16 protein-coding genes are annotated in these 19,804 nt (G+C 29.7%); 12 read left to right on the forward strand and 4 right to left on the reverse strand.

The genetic code is table 11. The features are described from left to right. Positions 1-165: 165 nt before the first annotated feature. The 9 genes from rplM (at position 166) to C820_RS08750 (ending at position 11,589) form a co-directional block, all read left to right on the forward strand. Positions 166-603: a 50S ribosomal protein L13 gene (rplM, locus tag C820_RS08710; protein WP_004034694.1), complete on the forward strand. Its 438-nt coding sequence runs from the start codon at positions 166-168 to the stop codon at positions 601-603. An 18-nt stretch (positions 604-621) separates the two neighbouring features. Then, positions 622-1,014, forward strand: coding sequence for a 30S ribosomal protein S9 (gene rpsI / locus C820_RS08715; RefSeq protein WP_004034693.1), 393 nt, complete (start codon positions 622-624; stop codon positions 1,012-1,014). A 269-nt stretch (positions 1,015-1,283) separates the two neighbouring features. Next, complete coding sequence (gene miaB, locus C820_RS08720) at positions 1,284-2,708, forward strand: tRNA (N6-isopentenyl adenosine(37)-C2)-methylthiotransferase MiaB (protein WP_004034692.1); 1,425 nt, start codon at positions 1,284-1,286, stop codon at positions 2,706-2,708. Between the two features lie 7 nt (positions 2,709-2,715). Continuing rightward, positions 2,716-3,120: a YlbF/YmcA family competence regulator gene (locus C820_RS08725; RefSeq protein ID WP_004034691.1), complete on the forward strand. Its 405-nt coding sequence runs from the start codon at positions 2,716-2,718 to the stop codon at positions 3,118-3,120. Between the two features lie 127 nt (positions 3,121-3,247). Then, entirely contained in the window at positions 3,248-5,869 is a 2,622-nt protein-coding gene (gene mutS, locus C820_RS08730) for a DNA mismatch repair protein MutS (RefSeq protein ID WP_004034690.1), read from the forward strand. A gap of 4 nt (positions 5,870-5,873) precedes the next feature. Beyond that, a complete protein-coding gene (gene mutL, locus C820_RS08735; protein WP_004034688.1) occupies positions 5,874-7,769 on the forward strand; it encodes a DNA mismatch repair endonuclease MutL in 1,896 nt (631 codons plus the stop codon). Positions 7,770-7,786: 17 nt separating this feature from the next. Further along, positions 7,787-8,731, forward strand: a complete 945-nt coding sequence (gene miaA, locus C820_RS08740) for a tRNA (adenosine(37)-N6)-dimethylallyltransferase MiaA (protein WP_004034687.1) — start codon at positions 7,787-7,789, stop codon at positions 8,729-8,731. A 7-nt stretch (positions 8,732-8,738) separates the two neighbouring features. Next, positions 8,739-10,025: a methionine gamma-lyase family protein gene (locus C820_RS08745; protein WP_004034685.1), complete on the forward strand. Its 1,287-nt coding sequence runs from the start codon at positions 8,739-8,741 to the stop codon at positions 10,023-10,025. Between the two features lie 91 nt (positions 10,026-10,116). Next, the gene (locus tag C820_RS08750; protein WP_004034683.1) at positions 10,117-11,589 is read left to right on the forward strand and encodes a D-alanyl-D-alanine carboxypeptidase family protein; all 1,473 of its coding nucleotides are present in this window, start codon (positions 10,117-10,119) and stop codon (positions 11,587-11,589) included. A gap of 42 nt (positions 11,590-11,631) precedes the next feature. Here C820_RS08750 and C820_RS08755 read toward each other — a convergent pair whose 3' ends face one another. Then, the gene (locus tag C820_RS08755; RefSeq protein ID WP_004034682.1) at positions 11,632-12,768 is read right to left on the reverse strand and encodes a THUMP domain-containing class I SAM-dependent RNA methyltransferase; all 1,137 of its coding nucleotides are present in this window, start codon (positions 12,766-12,768) and stop codon (positions 11,632-11,634) included. Between the two features lie 153 nt (positions 12,769-12,921). Between C820_RS08755 and tgt the strand changes: the two genes are divergently transcribed. Next, positions 12,922-14,052, forward strand: coding sequence for a tRNA guanosine(34) transglycosylase Tgt (gene tgt / locus C820_RS08760; RefSeq protein WP_004034681.1), 1,131 nt, complete (start codon positions 12,922-12,924; stop codon positions 14,050-14,052). Between the two features lie 82 nt (positions 14,053-14,134). Then, complete coding sequence (gene yajC / locus C820_RS08765) at positions 14,135-14,614, forward strand: preprotein translocase subunit YajC (protein WP_004034680.1); 480 nt, start codon at positions 14,135-14,137, stop codon at positions 14,612-14,614. An 82-nt stretch (positions 14,615-14,696) separates the two neighbouring features. On the opposite strand, the gene C820_RS08770 is transcribed toward yajC, so the two are convergent. Continuing rightward, positions 14,697-15,773, reverse strand: a complete 1,077-nt coding sequence (locus tag C820_RS08770; RefSeq protein WP_004034679.1) for a PstS family phosphate ABC transporter substrate-binding protein — start codon at positions 15,771-15,773, stop codon at positions 14,697-14,699. A 15-nt stretch (positions 15,774-15,788) separates the two neighbouring features. After that, on the reverse strand, positions 15,789-17,225 hold the full coding sequence (locus C820_RS08775) for a hypothetical protein (protein WP_004034678.1): 1,437 nt from the start codon (positions 17,223-17,225) through the stop codon (positions 15,789-15,791). 160 nt (positions 17,226-17,385) lie between these two features. Between C820_RS08775 and C820_RS08780 the strand changes: the two genes are divergently transcribed. Then, complete coding sequence (locus C820_RS08780; RefSeq protein WP_004034677.1) at positions 17,386-18,234, forward strand: undecaprenyl-diphosphate phosphatase; 849 nt, start codon at positions 17,386-17,388, stop codon at positions 18,232-18,234. Between the two features lie 69 nt (positions 18,235-18,303). Here C820_RS08780 and C820_RS08785 read toward each other — a convergent pair whose 3' ends face one another. Continuing rightward, positions 18,304-19,803, reverse strand: coding sequence for a tetratricopeptide repeat protein (locus C820_RS08785; protein ID WP_004034675.1), 1,500 nt, complete (start codon positions 19,801-19,803; stop codon positions 18,304-18,306). Position 19,804: the final 1 nt, after the last annotated feature.

Here is a 19,804-nt window from a genome sequence, read left to right on the forward strand (position 1 = left end):
TCTGTTGTATTGATTTGACTTTAGAGCCTTTTGGCTTTAAATATAAGTTTCACAGTGGGGTCTAATAAGTTATGCTTTGTCATAATGGAGATTATGTATTGCTTTTTCCCAAAGTAGTGCATAAAGTCAACAGACCAAAACAGTATATTAAGGGAGGTAAATCGTATGAGAACAACATACATAGCGAAAATCGCTGATGTAGAAAGAAAATGGTATGTTGTAGATGCTACAGGCAAAACATTAGGACGCTTGGCATCTGAAATTGCAACCGTTTTAAGAGGAAAAAACAAACCAATGTATGCACCAAATGTGGATACAGGAGATTATGTAATTGTTATTAATGCAGAAAAAATAACAGTAACAGGAAAAAAATTAGACCAAAAAATATATGCACATCATAGTGGATATGTTGGTGGTTTAAAAACAATTACACTGAAAAAACAATTAGAAAAGAAACCAGAAGAAGTAATTAAACATGCTGTAAAAGGTATGCTTCCTAAAAATGCACTGGGTAGAAAAATGTTTAGCAAACTTCATGTTTATGCTGGTCCAGAGCACGCACACGCAGCACAAAAACCAGAAGTATTGGAATTAAAATTTTAATAGAGGGAGGAAGCAAGTATGGCAGCAGCTAGATATTATGGTACAGGCAGAAGAAAATCTTCCGTTGCAAGAGTTTATTTAATGCCTGGTAGTGGTAAAATTACAATCAATAAAAGAGATATTGATGATTATTTTGGTATGGAAACATTAAAATTAATTGTACGCCAACCATTAGAATTAACAGAAACAACTGCAAAATTTGATGTACTTGTAAATGTATACGGTGGCGGATTTACAGGTCAAGCAGGTGCAATTAGACACGGTATTTCAAGAGCATTGTTGGAAGCAGACGCAGATTATAGACCAGCTTTGAAAAAAGCAGGATATTTAACTCGTGACCCAAGAATGAAAGAAAGAAAGAAATATGGCTTGAAAGCAGCTAGACGTGCACCACAATTTAGTAAGAGATAATTTCACAAAAATGATAACCCCCAAAATACTTTTTTTGGGGGTTTCTTTTATTTGTTTAAAAAACTATAAAAATGTAAAAAATTTTATTTATTAGAAACATAATAGTAATATTTTAATTTTTATATTTTATAAAATAATAGTGCAACAAAAACAAATTTTATAACAATTCTGACATAATATGTTGAAGGAATTCTTTTTTTGTGCTATAATACTTAAATTATGAAATATTACAGAAAATGATAGAATTTAATAAAGGTGGAAGTACGGTGATGGAAAAGGAAAATAACACTGTAGCAACAGCTGAGTTAATAAAGCAACAAGAATATATGTATAAAATGAGAACATATATTTCTGAGCTAGAGCAAAAAATAGGACGAAAACAAAGTTATTTTATATTGACTACAGGCTGCCAGATGAATGCTCATGATTCTGAAAAATTAGCTGGTATGCTTGAAAATATGGGATATATAGAAAGTCCCACAGAAGAAACTGCGGATTTTGTAATATATAATACTTGCTGTATTAGAGAAAATGCAGAAGAAAAGGTGTATGGAAGATTAGGCAGATTAAAATATTATAAAGGCAAAAACAAAAATATGAAAATTGCATTATGTGGTTGTATGACACAGCAGGATATTGTAATAGAAAAATTGCAAAAATCTTATAAATATGTAGATATTGTTTTTGGAACATTTAATTTATATAAACTGCCTGAATTACTATATAATAGTATGCAAACAGAAGGAACACTTTTCGATATTTGGAAAGATGCAGGAGAAATAATAGAAGATATACCAACATTATATAAGAGTACATTTCAAGCTTCTGTTAATATCATGTATGGCTGTGAAAATTTTTGTTCCTATTGTATTGTACCTTATGTAAGAGGAAAAGAAAGAAGTAGAAAACCAGAAGATATTATTCATGAAATTGAAAATTTGGTGAAAAATGGTACAAAAGAAGTAATGTTGTTAGGACAAAATGTCAATTCTTATGGTAAAAATTTAGAAACACCTCTTTCTTTTGCGAAATTATTACAAAAAATCAATGAAATAGATGGTTTGGAAAGAATTCGTTTTATGACATCTCACCCCAAAGATTTATCAGATGAATTGATTGAAACAATAAAAAGCTGCAAAAAAGTGTGTAATTATATCCATTTACCTATACAATCAGGAAGTAGTGCTATTTTGAAAAAAATGAATAGACGCTATACAAAAGAGCAATATTTAGAATTAGTAAAAAAATTAAAAAATGCTATAAAAGATATTACAATTAGTACAGATATTATTGTAGGATTTCCAGGAGAAACAGAAGAAGATTTTCAACAAACATTAGATGTAATTCGTCAAGTAAAATATTGTACTGCATTCACATTTATTTATTCTAAACGCTCTGGTACACCAGCAGCAAAAATGGAAAATCAAATACCAGAAGAGATTGTAAAAGATAGATTTAATAGATTGCTTGAAGTGTTAAATCCTATTGTAGAAGAAATTCATAAAAAACAAATTGGAACAGTAGCAGAGGTATTAGTGGAAGAAGTCAGCAAACAAAACAGTAATATATTAACAGGCAGAACTGAAAATAATACATTAGTACATTTTGAAGGTGAAAAAGAGTTAATTGGCAGTATATTGCCAGTAAAAATTATAGATAGTAAAACATTTTATGTAATTGGAGAAAGGATATGATTAAAAAATGGCATCTGTATATGAATTAGCAAGAGAATTAGGAAAAGAATTAATGAATACACCAGAAGTAGAGCAGCTTTTACAAGCTAAAAAAGTATATGAAGCAGATACAGAAATAGTAAAATTGATAAAAGAATATGGTGAAATGCAGCAAGACTTTGAAATCCGTTTTGCAGCAGGAAAAACAACAGAAGAAGAACAAAAAGCTTTTGCTGAAGAAATGAAAAAAAGAGGAGAAGTAATTAAATCAAATGAAGCAGCAGCAAATTTATTTGCAGCAGAGTCTAAATTCAATCAATTTATTAGCTCTGTATTTTCTATTGTAACAGCGACATTAGCTGGAGATGACCCAAGTCAAACAGGTGGTTGCAGTCCTGATTGCTGTGCTTCTTGCGGAGGCGGCTGCCATTAATTATAAAATGAGTAATCATATTTTTGTAATATAAAAATGGGAATACTTTTTATTATCAATGCCCGAATTGACATAAGCGATTCGGGTATTACTTTTGATAGAGCATCATTGAGAAAGGAGATTTGACATGGGAAAAATCACCCCTATGATGGAACAGTATCTTGAAATCAAAAAAAATTATAAACATTGTCTTTTATTTTTTCGTTTAGGTGACTTTTATGAAATGTTTTTTGACGATGCTTTAGTGGCGTCAAGAGAATTAGAAATTGCTTTAACAGGGAAAGATTGGGGACAAGAACAAAGAGCACCTATGTGTGGTGTACCTTTTCATTCAGCAGAAAGCTATATTGTGAAGTTAGTAGAAAAAGGATATAATGTTGCTATTTGCGAACAATTAGAAGACCCAAAAGCAACAAAAGGTATTGTAAAAAGAGATGTCATTCGTGTTGTTACACCAGGTACAATATTAGATAAGGGTGCCTTAGATGAAACAAAAAATAATTATATTATGATAATATTTGCAAGTAAAGAGGGGTATGGCATTTCTGTTTGTGATGTAACAACAGGAGAATTTTTAACTTCTGAATTTCCTTTTTTACAAGGGGAAGAAAAAATTGTAGAAGAAATAGCAAAATATCGTCCAGCAGAATTATTGTGTAATGAATTGTTTTTAAAAAGTGAAAAGATAAAAGAAATTGAAAATAGATTTTATTTAAAAATAACTGCTTGTGATAGTTGGCTATTTCATTATCAAACTGCTTTGAAAAAGTTGTGTGACCATTTTCATGTAAAAAACTTAAATGGTTTTGGAATTAAAAATCAAAACTGTGCAATTAGTGCTAGTGGTGCATTACTTTGTTATTTGTATGATACACAAAAAAATGATTTAAGCCATATTAATAAATTAAAATTATATGTTTCTAATGACTTTATGGTGTTAGATGTATCTTCTAGAAGAAATTTGGAATTGACAGAAACAATGAGAGAAAAAGGAAAAAAAGGTTCTCTTTTATGGGTGTTAGATAATACAAAAACAGCAATGGGTGCAAGAATGTTGCGAAAGTGGATAGAGCAGCCTTTGATTGAAATTTATGAAATACAGAAAAGATTAGATGGTGTAGAAGAATTAAAAGAAAATGTATTTTTAAGAGAAGAATTAAAAGAAATTTTAAAATATATACACGATTTTGAAAGAACAATGAGCAAAATAGTGTATCAGACTGCAAATGGACGAGATTTAATTTCATTAAAACAATCTATTGCAAAACTTCCACTTTTAAAAGAAGTAATTACAAATTGTCAAAGTGATTATTTAAAAGAAATTGTACAAAATTTAGATACATTAGATAATGTATGTGAATTAATTGAAAAATCTATTGTAGAGGAACCTCCTATTAGTGTGAGAGAAGGAGGCATGATACAATCAGGATTTCATGAAAAATTAGATATTTATGTTCGTTCTCGTACAGAAGGAAAAAATTGGATAATAGAATTAGAACAAAAGGAAAAAGAAGAAACAGGCATTAAAACATTAAAAATACGTTATAATAAAGTATTTGGTTATTATTTAGAGGTTACGAAATCTTATTTAAATGAAGTACCAGATAGATATATTAGAAAACAAACATTAGCAAATTGCGAAAGATATATTACACCTGAATTAAATGAACTTGCAGAGTTAATACTTGGTTCTGAAGAAAAAATAGTAGAACTGGAGTACCAAATTTTTGTAGATATTAGAAATGCTATAGCAGATGAAATAAAAAGAATACAATCTTCTGCACAATATGTTGCTATAATTGATACATTAGTATCATTAGCAGAGGTAGCAGAAAAAATGAATTATATAAAACCTGTTGTGAATGAAGAGGGTATTATAGATATTAAAAATGGCCGTCATGCTGTAGTAGAAAAAATGATAGGAGAGCAATTTATACCAAATGATACTTATTTAGATATGGATAAAGATAAACTTTCTATTATTACAGGGCCCAATATGGCAGGAAAGTCTACTTATATGAGACAAATTGCGTTAATTGTATTTATGGCACAGATAGGTAGTTTTGTGCCTGCAGAAAGTGCAGTAATTGGTGTAGTAGATAGAATTTTTACGAGAGTAGGTGCATCAGACGACCTTTCTGCTGGACAAAGTACATTTATGGTAGAAATGACAGAAGTAGCTAATATTTTAAATAATGCCACGAAAAACAGCCTTTTAATACTGGACGAGATTGGTAGAGGAACAAGTACATTTGATGGTTTGAGTATAGCATGGGCTGTTTTAGAATACATTGTTGATACTAAAAAAATTGGTGCAAAAACACTGTTTGCAACACATTACCATGAATTAACAGAGTTAGAAAATAAATTGCCTGGTGTCAAAAACTATAGAATTTCTGTGGAAGAAAATGGAGAAGATATTGTTTTTTTAAGAAAAATACAAAAAGGCGGTGCAAGTAATAGCTATGGTATACAAGTAGCAAAATTAGCAGGATTACCTTCTAAAGTAATACGTCGTTCTTCAGAAATATTAAAAAAATTAAATGCTGCTGATATTAATAAGGAAGCGAAAAAAATAGCAGTAGAAACAAAAGAAGAAACAGAGGATATTATAGAGCAAATAGATATGCTTTCAGAAAAGGAGATGCAAATAATAGAGGAAATTAGTAATATTGATGTACTTTCAATTACACCTATGGAAGCATTACAAATAGTATTTGATTTACAGAAAAAAATAAAAGGAATGTAGAACAATGCAGAAAATACAACTTCTTGATAATCAAACAATCAATAAAATTGCTGCTGGAGAAGTTGTGGAGTCTCCAAAGTCAGTTGTAAAAGAATTGGTGGAAAATGCTATTGATGCAGGTGCTACTTCTATTATTGTAGAAATAAAAGAAGGTGGTACTTCTTATATTCGTGTTACAGATAATGGACATGGTATTGCAAAAGAGCAGGTAAAAATGGCTTTTGTAAGACACGCAACAAATAAAATTGTTTTGATAGAAGATTTAGAAAAAATATTATCATTAGGATTTAGAGGAGAAGCACTCGCTAGTATTGCAGGTGTAGCACAAGTAGAAATGATTACAAAAACAAAATCAGAACAAAGTGGTACACTTATTGAAATCAATGGAGGAGAGATTGTACAATTTCAAAGTGCAGCTTGTACAGAGGGTACTAGTATTATTGTAAAAAATCTTTTTTATAATGTACCTGCACGCAGAAAGTTTTTAAAAAAGCCTTCTACAGAAGCAAGCCATATTTCTGAAATTTTAAATCAATTTGCTTTAGGACACCCTGATATTGCATTTAAGTATGTCAATAACAATACTACAATATTACATACTTCTGGAAATCATGACAAAAAAACTGCTGTACTTTATGTATATGGAAAAGATGCAGCAACCAAAATGCTTGAGGTCAATTATAAAAAGGGAGAGTATAGTATTACAGGATTGCTAGGAAAACCAGAGCTTTCTCGTGCAAACCGTTCTTATGAAAATTTGTTTATCAATGGCAGATATATTAAAAATAAAATTATTTCTTCTGCTATAGAAGAAGCGTATAAGACAAGGTTGTTGATAGGAAAATTTCCTGTTTATGTATTACAATTTTCTATACCACCTACTTTGGTAGATGTTAATGTTCACCCAGCAAAATTGGAAGTACGTTTTCATAATGATGATGAAATTTATCAAATGTTTTACGAAGCAGTTTGTAAAACATTTGAAAATGAGATACTTATTAGTAAAGTAGATTGGAACAGCAAAAATTCTAAAGAAGTAGAACAATATCAAAAAGAAAAAAATATAAAAATAGAAACAACTCCTATACAACAAAAAATATTAGAAAAAGAAGTACAACAAAATGATTTATATATTCCACCAAAACAAAATAAAAAAATGCAAATTCCTTCTTTGAAAAGCGTTGATAATTTATTAAAAAATAAAAAAGATATTGTTTTAGAAGCAAAAGAAGATATTACAATGTATGCTTCAAAAAAAAATCAAAATGACATTTTTGAAATACAATCTATACAGACAAAAAGAACAAGAGATACTTTTTTTAAAAATTATAAAATAATAGGTCAAATTTTTAATACTTATTGGGTAATAGAACAGTCCAAAAGTATTTTTATAATAGACCAACACGCAGCTCATGAAAGAATACTGTATGAAGAACTAATGACACATCTCAAGCAAAAAAAAGTAATTTCACAAATGTTATTACAACCTTTATTATTAAATTTAACAGAAAAAGAAAAAGAGATATTACAACAAAATAAAGAACTATTAAAACAATTTGGTTTTTCTATAGAAGAAACAACACCAAAAAATTATGCACTTTTGAGTGTTCCTTTTATTATGAAAGCACCTACTAATACAAAATTCTTTTTAGATATATTAGATTTGTTGGAAGATATTACAATTAAGAATGTGTATGATACAAAAGTATTAACCATTGCTACAATGGCTTGCAAAGCAGCAGTAAAAGCAAATGATAAGCTCAGTATTACAGAAGCTACAGAAATGATAGAAAAATTATTACAATTAGAAAATCCTTTTACCTGTCCTCATGGACGTCCAACAATTATAGAAATGACACAATATGAATTAGAAAAACGTTTTAAAAGAATACAAAACTAAGAAAAGAGGTTTTAATATTGAAAAAGCCTTTAGTAGTAATAGGAGGAGCAACTGCCTGTGGTAAAACAGATGTAGGTGTTTTGCTGGCACAGAAAATAAATGGAGAAATTATATCTGCAGACTCTATGCAGGTATATTGTAATATGGACATTGGAACAGCAAAGCCTACAAAACAAGAAATGAAAGGTATAAAACATTATTTAATAGATGAAATAATGCCTAATGAAGAATATAATGTTATGATATTTCAAAAAAAAGCAAAACAATATATGGAACAAATATGGAATTTGGGCAAAATTCCTATATTAGTAGGAGGGACAGGCTTCTATATCAATGCAATAGTATATGATACATTATTTGAACAAATAGAACAAGACAGTACATTTCGAAATGATATGTATGCCTTTGCAAAAGAAAATGGTGCAGAAGCATTGTACCAAAAATTGAAAGAAATAGACCCAGATTATGCTAAAACACTTCATGCAAATAATGTAAAGCGTGTAACAAGAGCATTAGAATATCATCATTTTACAGGACAGCTTTTTTCAAAATACAATACAGAGCAAAAACAAAAACAATCCCCTTATCATACTGCAATGATAGTTTTGACAATGGAAAGACAAAAATTGTATGATAGAATTGAAAAAAGAATTGATACTATGATAGAAAAAGGACTTTTAAAAGAAGTAGAACAGTTATTAAAAAGTGGTTATACGAAAGATTTCGTTTCTATGCAAGCAATAGGTTATAAAGAATTGATACCTTATTTTAGTCAACAAATATCATTAGAACAAGCAATATATGATTTGAAAAAAAATACAAGACATTTTGCAAAAAGGCAGCTAACATGGTTTAAAAGACAAACAAATGGGTATTGGATAGATATTACAGACCAGAATTTAGAAAAAGCAACAGAGGAAATAATACAATATTTAAAACAAACAAATGTGATAGGAGAGTAGTATAAATATGCAGGAATTATATGATATAATGCAGTCAAAATTTGGTATCAGTGAAAAAGTGTTACAGTATTGTATACAAAAAGAAAATGAAATCAAAAGTCAATTTCAAAAAATAGATGAGATTACAGAATATAATCAGTTAAAAGTGCTTTCTGCTATGCAGAAAAATAAATTAAGTGATATTCATTTTGCAGCAACAACAGGATATGGTTATAATGATTTAGGTAGAGATGTGTTGGAAAATATTTATGCAGATGTATTTTGTACAGAAAGTGGATTAGTACGCCCACAATTGACTTGTGGTACACACGCTCTAGCGGTAGCACTAGCAGGAAATTTAAGACCAGGAGATGAACTCTTATCTCCAGTAGGGCTACCTTATGATACATTGCAGGGAGTTATTGGCATAAGAAAAGAAAAAGGTTGTTTGACAGAGTATGGTATTACTTATAAACAAGTGGATTTGTTACCTGAAGATAAATTTGATTATGATGGTATTGAAAAAGCGATTACAGAAAAAACAAAACTTGTTACAATACAACGTTCTAAAGGATATAGATGGAAAGTTTCTTTTTCAGTTGCACAAATAAAAGAATTGATTTCTTTTATAAAATCCATTAAAAAAGATGTGATTTGTATGGTAGATAACTGTTATGGAGAATTTTCAGAAATACAAGAACCTTCTGAAGTAGGAGCAGATTTAGTAGTAGGCTCTTTGATTAAAAATCCTGGAGGTGGTTTAGCACCTATAGGAGGTTATATTGTAGGAAAAGAGGAATTTGTAGAAAATGCTGCTTATCGTTTAACAGCACCTGGATTAGGAAAAGAGGTAGGAGCAACATTAGGAATTACATCTTCTTTTCTGCAAGGGCTTTTTATGGCACCTCAAGTAGTAAATGGAAGTATTAAAACAGCAATATTTGCTTCAAAATTATTTGAAGACTTGGGATTTTCTGTTTTACCAAAATCAAATGAAACAAGAGCTGATATTGTGCAGCTAATACAAATGGGAAGTGCAGAAAACGTTATTGCTTTTTGTCAGGGAATACAAAAGGGAGCACCTGTTGACAGCTATGTTACACCAGAGCCTTGGGATATGCCAGGATATGATTGTCCAGTAATTATGGCAGCAGGAGCATTTGTACAGGGTTCTTCTATAGAGTTGAGTGCAGATGCTCCTATTAAACCCCCTTATCATGTTTATATGCAGGGAGGATTAAGCTGGCATCATGGAAAAATTGGTGTTATGACTGGATTGCAAACAATGGTAGATAAAGGATTGATACAGTTATAAAAACAAAGTATTGTATTTTTATAAAATTTTGTATGAAATAGTATTTAAAATACTGCTTTCGTCATTACAATACAGGAAGGAATGTATTTTCATGAAAAAAATAAATAAAATAATAGCTGTTTTGTTTATTCTGTTAATGGCATTTCCTAATATTGTTTTTGCAGCAGAAGCACCACCTGAAATAGTTGCACAAACAGCAATATTAGCAGAAGCATCAACAGGAAAAATTATATATCAAAAAGATATGGATAAAAAAATGTATCCAGCAAGTATGACAAAATTATTGACAGCAATCATTGCATTAGAACATCTTAAACCAGATGACTTAATTACGGTAGGTTCTGAAATTAATGAGATACCAGCAGATTCTAGTAAAGCAGGACATACTAGAGGAGAAACACTTACTGTTAAAAATTTAATTCGTGGATTACTTATTCCTTCTGGAAATGATTCTGCTAATGTATTAGCTGTTACAGTAGCAAGAAAAATAGAGAATAATCAAGAACTTCCTTATGAAGAATGTATAAAAGTTTTTACAGAATTAATGAACGAGAAAGCAAAACAGTTAGGTGCTACAAATTCTCATTTTGCTAATGCTCATGGTTATCACGATGAAAATCATTATACTACAGCACATGATATGTTTTTTATATCACAAGAAGCACTCAAAAATGAAACAATATCAGAAATTGCAAAAGAAAAAGGATATTCTGGAGATGGTGTAGAAGGTGATATTGCAGGGTTTGAAAATGATACATTAAAAATAAGAAAGTATAATTGGACAAACCATAATTTATTGGTGACGGATAATGAATATCAATATGAATATGCAATTGGCTTAAAAACGGGCTTTATGGACGAGGCAGGGGATTGCCTTTCAGCAGCAGCACAAAAAGATAATACTACATTAATAGCTGTTGTGTTTCATTCAGAAGACCCAGCACGCTGGACAGATACAAAAGCATTATTTGAATATGGTTTTGATAATTTTGATATGTTAGATTTGCAAAAATCAGGTGATGTTGTAGATACAGTTGCGTTGTCAAAACATAATAGACTTTTAGGGGATACATTAAATATTGTTGTAAAAGAAGATATTAATGAATATATGCTAAAAGAAGAAGCAGAAACAATAGAAAAAGTGATAGAATATAAAAGTGATTTAGTAGAGCAACAAAAAAATAAAGAAGATAATACCACAAAATTAAAAGCACCTATTTCAACAGCAGAACCTATTGGAAAAATGACTTATAAAAATTCAAAAAATGAAGTGATAAAAGAAACAGACATTTATGCAGAAAAAGAAATAGAAAAAGGCACAATATTAACTACAATAAAATATTTCTTTCAAAATTTAACAAGCAATTTGTTTTCTTTTTCATTAAAAAGTGTTGCTATTATAATAGGAATTGTAGCAGCAGTGATTGCATTGTTAGCAGGCATAATAGCAGTAATGGCAAGTCGTAGAAATAGAAGAAGACGTTCTAAATATATTTTTAAAACAAATCGTCGCAAACATAGTCGTAATGATGGCCGTCGCATGAGAAGAAGAAGACGCAGATAAAATATAAAAATAGCGAATGTTAATCATAACACTCGCTATTTTTTAATTTTTGGGAGGCCTTGGCCCTTCAAATTGATAATAGTCTGTTTTAATACGTCCATTAAATAATTTTCGTTTTTTATCTGCTTTTCTTCCAAAAAGACTTTCAAAATATTCCATAGAAGTAATCAAATAAGTTGACCATGTTTTGTCTTGTTGCATTAACTCACCTAAAACCCTATAGATATTTTCTACTTCTTTTAATTCTCCTATTCTTTCACCGTAAGGAGGATTTGTAATCAAAACACCATATTTACCAGGTAATTTTAAATCGAAACAAGATTTTACTTCAAATTGTATACAATCGTCAACACCTGCTTTTATAGCATTTTCTTTTGCTAAAGCAATCGCTTCTGCGTCAATGTCACTTCCATAAATTTCAGGCATAACATCATATTTTATTGCTTTATATGCTTCAATACGTTGTTGTTTCCATATTTTTTGACCTATTCTTTCCCACTGTTCAGAAGCAAATTTTCGATTTAATCCAGGTGCTATATTTCTGGCTATCATAGCTGCTTCAATGGGAATAGTACCAGAACCACAAAAAGGGTCTAAAAGAATACGTTCTTTTCTCCAATAACTTAACTGCACCATAGCAGAGGCTAATGTTTCTTTTAAAGGTGCAATCATGGCGTTTTCTCTGTAACCTCTTTTATGAAGTCCAGAACCAGAAGTATCTATAGCTAATGTAACAATGTCTTTTAATATACCAACTTGTATCGTGTAAGAAGCACCTGTTTCATCAAACCAGTCTGTATGATATTTTTGTTTTAATTTTTCAACTACTGCTTTTTTAACAATAGCTTGGCAGTCTGGAACACTGAACAATGTGGATTTTACAGATTTTCCTACTACAGTAAATTTACCATCTTCTGTAATCCATTCTCCCCAAGGTAATGCTTTTGTCTGTTCAAAAAGTTCATCAAATGTTACTGCTTTAAAAGTACCCATTTTTATCCAAATACGTCCTGCACATCTCAGCCATAAATTTGCTTTTGCTATTGTTGTTTCATCTCCTGTAAATTCTACTCTACCATCATATGTTTTTACATTTTTAAAACCTAATGCAATCACTTCTCTTTTTAAAACAGCTTCTAAACCAAATGTAGAAGAAGCAATAAAATTAATATTTGACATAAGTTTCTCCGTTCTTTTATTATAATATGATAAAAATTTATTTTGTATTATAAATTATACCAGAATTTAATGATATATGGTAATATAACTTGAAAAAAAAACAAAAAAAATGTATAGTATTAAAAATAATATAACAAAGAAATGAGGAAAAGTATGTATAAATTATTAAAAGTAGAGGGTAGAGCAAAAAGAGGAGAATTTTATACTCCTCATGGTGTCATACAAACACCTGTTTTTATGAATGTAGGTACAATAGCAGCTATAAAAGGCGCAGTATCTTCAGAAGATTTAGAAAGAATAAATTGTCAAGTAGAATTGTCAAATACTTATCATTTGCACGTTCGTCCAGGAGATGAAATTGTAAAGAAATTAGGCGGTATTCATAAATTTATGGTTTGGAATAAACCAATATTAACAGACTCTGGAGGATTTCAAGTATTTTCATTAACTTCTTTAAGAAAAATAAAAGAAGAAGGCGTTTATTTTTCTTCTCATGTAGATGGAAGAAAAATTTTTATGGGACCAGAGGAAAGTATGAAAATACAGTCAAATTTAGCATCTACCATTGCTATGGCATTTGATGAGTGTATTGGTATTCCAGCGGAAAAAGAATATGTTAAAAATTCTGTAGACAGAACAACAAGATGGTTAGAACGTTGTAAAAAAGCACTTTATGAATTAAATCAAAAAGAAGATACCATCAATAAAAAACAAATGCTTTTTGGTATTAATCAAGGTGCAATATATGAAGACATTCGTATTGAACACGCAAAAAGAATTTCTGATATGGATTTAGATGGTTATGCTATAGGTGGATTAGCAGTAGGAGAAACTCATTCAGAAATGTATCATATATTGGAGGAAGTAGTGCCTTATTTACCTCAAAATAAACCAACGTATTTAATGGGAGTAGGTACACCAGAAAACATACTAGAAGCAATAGAAAGAGGCGTTGACTTTTTTGACTGTGTATTGCCCTCTAGAAATGGCCGTCATGCTCATGTTTATACGAATGCAGGTAAATTAAATTTATTAAATGCGAAATATGAACTAGATGATACCCCTATAGAACAAGGCTGTGGCTGTCCTGCTTGTCAAAGATACACAAGGGCATATATTCGCCATTTATTTAAAGCAAAAGAAATGCTTGCTATGAGATTGTGTGTACTTCATAATTTATACTTTTTTAATCAAATGATGGCGGAAGTAAGGCAAGCATTAGAAGAGGGACGTTTCGCTCAGTATAAAAAACAAAAATTAGAAGGTTTTAAACAGAATTCATAAGTCTTTTGTTGACGTATGACAATAAATTTTATATAATAATATATTGTATATAAAGTTTATAGAAAGATAAGGAGAATGTAATATGAGTTTATCAACATTTTTATTAGATGCTAGTACACCAATAATACCTTCAGGTGGAACACAGGCAGCAGCACCTGTTGCAGATGCAGCAGCACAAACACAACAAGCGGCAGGGGGTTTTGGAGGCAATCCTATTATGGTAATTATAATGTATTGCGTCATTATATTTGCAGTAATGTATTTCTTTTCTATTCGTCCTACAAGAAAAAGAGAGCAAAAAATGGAAGAATTAAGAAATGAAATTGCTGTTGGGGATACTGTAATGCTCAATAGCGGATTGTTCGGAAAAGTTGCAGATATTACAGCAGAATGTTTTGTGATTGAATTTGGTACAAACAAAGGTGTAAAAATACCTGTTTTAAAACAAGAAGTGTTTGTAAAAAAAGAGCCAAATCTTTCTAACAAAGAAATTGAACAGCCAAAACCAGAAAAAGAGAAAAAAGGTTTTCTTGGATTAGGAAAGAAAAAAGAGTCTGAATAAAATAAAAAAGCCCTGAGTGGGCTTTTTTTAATATGTCAAAAAAAATACTAATTTTTATAAAAAGTCTTTTTATATCATTTTTTTAGTTGAGAGGAATATATCCACTTTGTTCTATTAGTTGCTGTCCTGTTGGTGATATTAAATATTGTACAAGATTTCTTTCTGGTGAATTTGTACTACTATTTGTTCTAACAATAGCATAATAATTTGTCATAATAGGATAAATACCTCTTTTGATATTTCTTTTAGTAGGATATATGCCATCAATAGCAAGCATTTTTATATTATAATCAAAAAGTATATTATAGGCATAATAATAAGTGTCATATCCTATAGCATATTCTCCACCATCATAGTAAGAAGTTACTTTTTCCAGTTCACGATTTTCATTTTGTTTAATTTGGTGTGGTGGTGTCATAATTCTATCTTTAGACAAAACAAAAGAATAAAATAAATATTGTATTAAGGAATTTTCAGGCTTTTGATATGCAACAATATTTTCTTCTTCTCTTGTAAAGTTTTCCCAATTTGTAATACTACCAGAATAAATATTTTGAATGTCTTCTAAATATAAATTTTGTAAACTGTTTTTGTTGCTGACTAAAAAAACAATAGCTTCATTTGCAATAGGAATTAATTCTAATTCTGTATAATATTGCTGCTGTAATGATAATAAATCATCAGAAAGAAAAGGAGAAAGTATTATATCATATTCTCCAGATAATAAATTTTGAATATTATTTTCTATTGTATCGTAATATAGCATAGTTTCGTGTTCTGGTATATTATGCTCAAATGCAGAAAGAATATTTTCACCTATAGCAGCTGTAACAGCACAAACGCCAATTTTAGGAAAAGCACCATCATAAAAGTCCGTTGTAGAAAATTGTGTCCAGTCAATTTGAGGCGTTTCTTCTGTCATATCTTCTGGTGTTTGTTCTATATTTTCAGATAGTTGTTCTGTATTTTCTGGTGTTTGCTGTGTATTTTGAGTTGTTTTTTGTGTTTCTGTTTTAGGTGTTTGTTCTGTTTTTTTGTCAGCAGTTTGTGTTTGCTGTTGTGTTTTTTCTGCAAAGCTCATATAAATTGCAGTAGAAATCATACTAACAAATAATAAAATAAATAAAAAAGATATTACTATTTTTGTAGGCTTTTTCATATAAAACTCCTTTTGTTAAAAATTTGAATATTTTGAAAAATCAAATAGTTTGCTTTCATAAACAATATTCATAGTACCATCTTCAGCGGGAGGTTGTAGTGGTACAGTAATTTTTCCGCTATTTTCTAATGTAAAATCAGTATCATCTAAATGAAGTTGTTGTACTTCTGTTAAATTGTCTATGATGTCAGGTAGCAATAAATCTCGAACAGATAATTGTTCTCCACTTGGCATATGTATTAATATGTTTCTTTGATTAAATAAATATTGATTGTTTACTGTAGCATTGCTTAATATAAATACTTTTAAAAAAGGACCTACCCCTTTAAATGCTACTACTTTAAAAGAACAAGTGTCTGCTTTTGAAATATAGTTTAACATAGGGTTTGTATCAGCGTATATTCTTTGTGATACATCTAATTGTTCATTTACTCTATCTGTCATAGTTTGATTTTTATAATTTCTGACAGCAATGAATAATGTGTCATCACAGCCTTCTATGGTAATAGAACTGTCTTGCTGTATTGAAAAAGTATCCGTTGTATCAATAAACTGTTTTGTAAGTAAATTTGGAATATCCATAATGTCTTCTACTTCATTAGGTGAAAATGATAAATAGGGTATTAAAAGAGATAAATTTAATGTAACAGTAGTATTACCAATACAATAAGGATTTTGCTCATTTAATAATACTAAAAAATGCGGTTCAGTATTTGTATCAATTCCACTTTCATAACATAACGAAAAATCATTTTCAGATAAATTAGAAAAAGAACGTTTTAATACATTAAAATGTTCTTCATTTTCAGATAACAGTTTGTTTTGAATATATTTTTGTAATACAGAAATATATTTTTTATCTGAAAATAATTCTTGCATTTGTGCTTCTTTATTTTCTTTGACATTATAAAATTTTGTAATATAATAAGTATTTTCTTCAATAGAATGTAGTTCTATTTCTTCATTTGTATTTTGATTTATTATGCTAGGGGTAGCAGTTAATTTTATACTAGCATAGTATCCAATAAAAGATAATGTACCTTCAATAGAAATACGATTTTGTAAAGAACTTTCTGGTATTGCTGTTTGCTGTTGCAGTATTGAAAAATCAATATCAGATAATACTGCATCACCAAATTCAGAACTTAAATTTTCTATAAATGTATTTAATTCGCTTTCTAGTTTAGGCTTTAAATTTTTTGCTTTAGGCAAATGTTCTGTTATAATAATGTCATTTGATGTAAATTCTAATGGAGTAGAATATTGCACCATAGTGTTTTTTATTGTTCTGGTAGAAGGCATATAAATCCATGCAGTATATTCTGATTGTGAAGTTTTTTTAGTGGAAGCTATACTTTGTTTTTCTTCTCCAAAAAAAGTATTTATTTTTTGGCAACCTATGCAAAAGCAAACAGAAACCATCATAATTATAAGAAATGTTTTTTTTAACATAACAAAACTCCTTCCAAATGAAAGATATTCATAATTTTATATTATAAATGTCTGCTATATTAAGAGTATAGCTTTTTGAGCAAAAAGTCAATTCGTAGATATAGACAATTATAAAAAAATCGTTTAAAATGGAAAAAATACGTTATTAAGGAGAAAAAAAATGAACTGGGGAGAAATATTTAAAGCGTTTTTATTTGGTATTGTAGAAGGTATTACAGAGTGGCTTCCTATCAGTAGTACAGGACATATGATACTTTTGCAGGAATTTGTAACATTGAAAATGTCAGCAGAATTTATGGAGATGTTTTTTGTTGTAATACAATTAGGTGCAATATTAGCAGTAGTGTTGTTATATTGGAATAAACTATTTCCTTTTTCTTTTAAAAAAGGGGTACAAATTAAAATACCAATATTGCAGATGTGGTTTAAAATTATATTTGCTTGTATTCCAGCAGCAGTAGTAGGTATATTGTTTGACGACCAGTTAAATGATTGGTTTTATAATTATCAAACAGTGTCTATTATGTTAATACTATTTGGTATATTATTTTTGGTTATTGAAAATATGAACCATGGAAAAAGACCAGAAATTGTAAAACTTTCTCAAATTACATATAAAACAGCTTTTTTAATAGGATTGTTTCAGTTGATTGCTGCAGTATTTCCAGGTACTTCTCGTTCTGGTGCAACCATTATTGGAGGGCTTCTGATAGGTATGTCACGTACTGTTGCTGCAGAATTTACATTCTTTTTAGCAGTGCCTGTAATGTTTGGAGCAAGTTTGCTAAAATTGATGAAATTTGGTATAAAATTTGAAAATGATGAAGTGGCTGTTCTTCTGGTGGGAATGATAGTAGCATTTGTGGTTTCTATTATTGCTATTAAATTTTTAATGAACTATATTAAAAAGAATAATTTTAAATCGTTTGGCTGGTATAGAATTGTACTCGGAATATTGGTATTGCTTTATTTTGGTATACAAACGCTTTTAGGTTTTATTGCTGCATAAGTAATATAATAAAAAGAACCAGATGTCAAAGTTTTTAGTATTTTAAATTTTGACATACTGGTTTTATTTTTATTGTAAATATTCTTGTAATTCTTGTAACTGTTCTGTTGCTGCGGTATCTCCTAAATCAGATGCTTTTTGATAATAATAAAGTATTTCTTTTCCTTGTTCTGTTTCAAATATTTTTTTCAATAAGGTAGGATAAATTAGTTCAAGAGTAACAAAAGTCATAATAGCTGATGTTGCATCTATAGTAGGAATAAATAATGAAAGTATACTAAATATAACTAATATACCTAATAACAATTTGAATTTAGTAAATGCTTCAGAAAAATTACTTTTTAATTTTATAGGATAAATAAGCTGAGAAACAATTATAGCAATACAAATTACTACAATATTTATGCTAGGAACAAATAAAGAAACTATAATCAATATAATACACAACCATTTAATTTTTGTTACTGCTTTATTATGGTAACATCTAGCGGTGTTATAATAAGCATAGCAATTATTTTGTTTTAATGCTTCTTCGTACCATTGCATAGCAAAAATAGTATCTTTTTTTACACCATGCCCCCTTTCATAACAAATGCCTAAATTATTTTGTGCATTAGCATCTCCATTTTCTGCTGCTTTAGTAAACCATTCTACAGCTTTTTTATAGTTTTTTTTCACACCTCTTCCTTTATAGTAACAAATGCCTAAAAAATATTGTGCTTTTATGTGTCTTTTTTCCGCTGCCTGCATAAACCATTGTACAGCTTGTGTATAATTTTGTGTTATTCCCTGACCATTATAGTAAAGCAAACCTAATTGAAACTGTATTTCAATATCTCCATTTTCAGCTTGTTTTTGAAATTTTTGTATAACAATATTGTTGTCTTTCTGCATTGCTTTAGAAAACCATTCTTGTGCGATGGCATCATTTTTTGTTACGCCATGTCCATAAGTATAACAAATACCTAAATTATATTGTGCTTTATCATGTCCGTTTTCAGCAGCTTTAGTATAGCATTTAATAGCTTGTATATAATCTTGTGTAACTCCGTAACCATTATAATAACAAATACCTAAATTATATTGTGCATCATTATTTCCGTTTTCAGCAGCTTTGGTGTACCATTTCACAGCTTCTGTATAATTTTGTATTACACCCCTTCCTTTATAATAACAAATACCTAAATTATTTTGTGCATCAGCATTTCCTTGTTCAGCAGCTTTGGTATACCATTTCATAGCTTCCATATAATTTTGTATTACACCTTTTCCATTATAATAACAATTACCTAAATTATATTGTGCATCAGTATATCCGTTTTCAGCAGCTTTAGTATACCATTTCATAGCTTTGGTATAATCTTGTTCCACGCCTTCTCCACAATTATAGCAACAGCCTAAATTAAACTGTGCTTGCGTATGTCCTTGTTCAGCAGCTTTAGCATACCATTTTGCTGCTATAGCATTATCTTTAGGCACTTTGTCACCAGCATCATAACAAAGTCCCAATTCATATTGTGCTTGAGCATCTCCTTGCTTTGCTGCCTTCTTTAAGTCTTTTAGTACCATT

Source organism: Clostridium sp. MD294 (genome assembly GCF_000364165.2).
Classification (GTDB): Bacteria; Bacillota; Clostridia; order Lachnospirales; family Anaerotignaceae; genus Coprocola.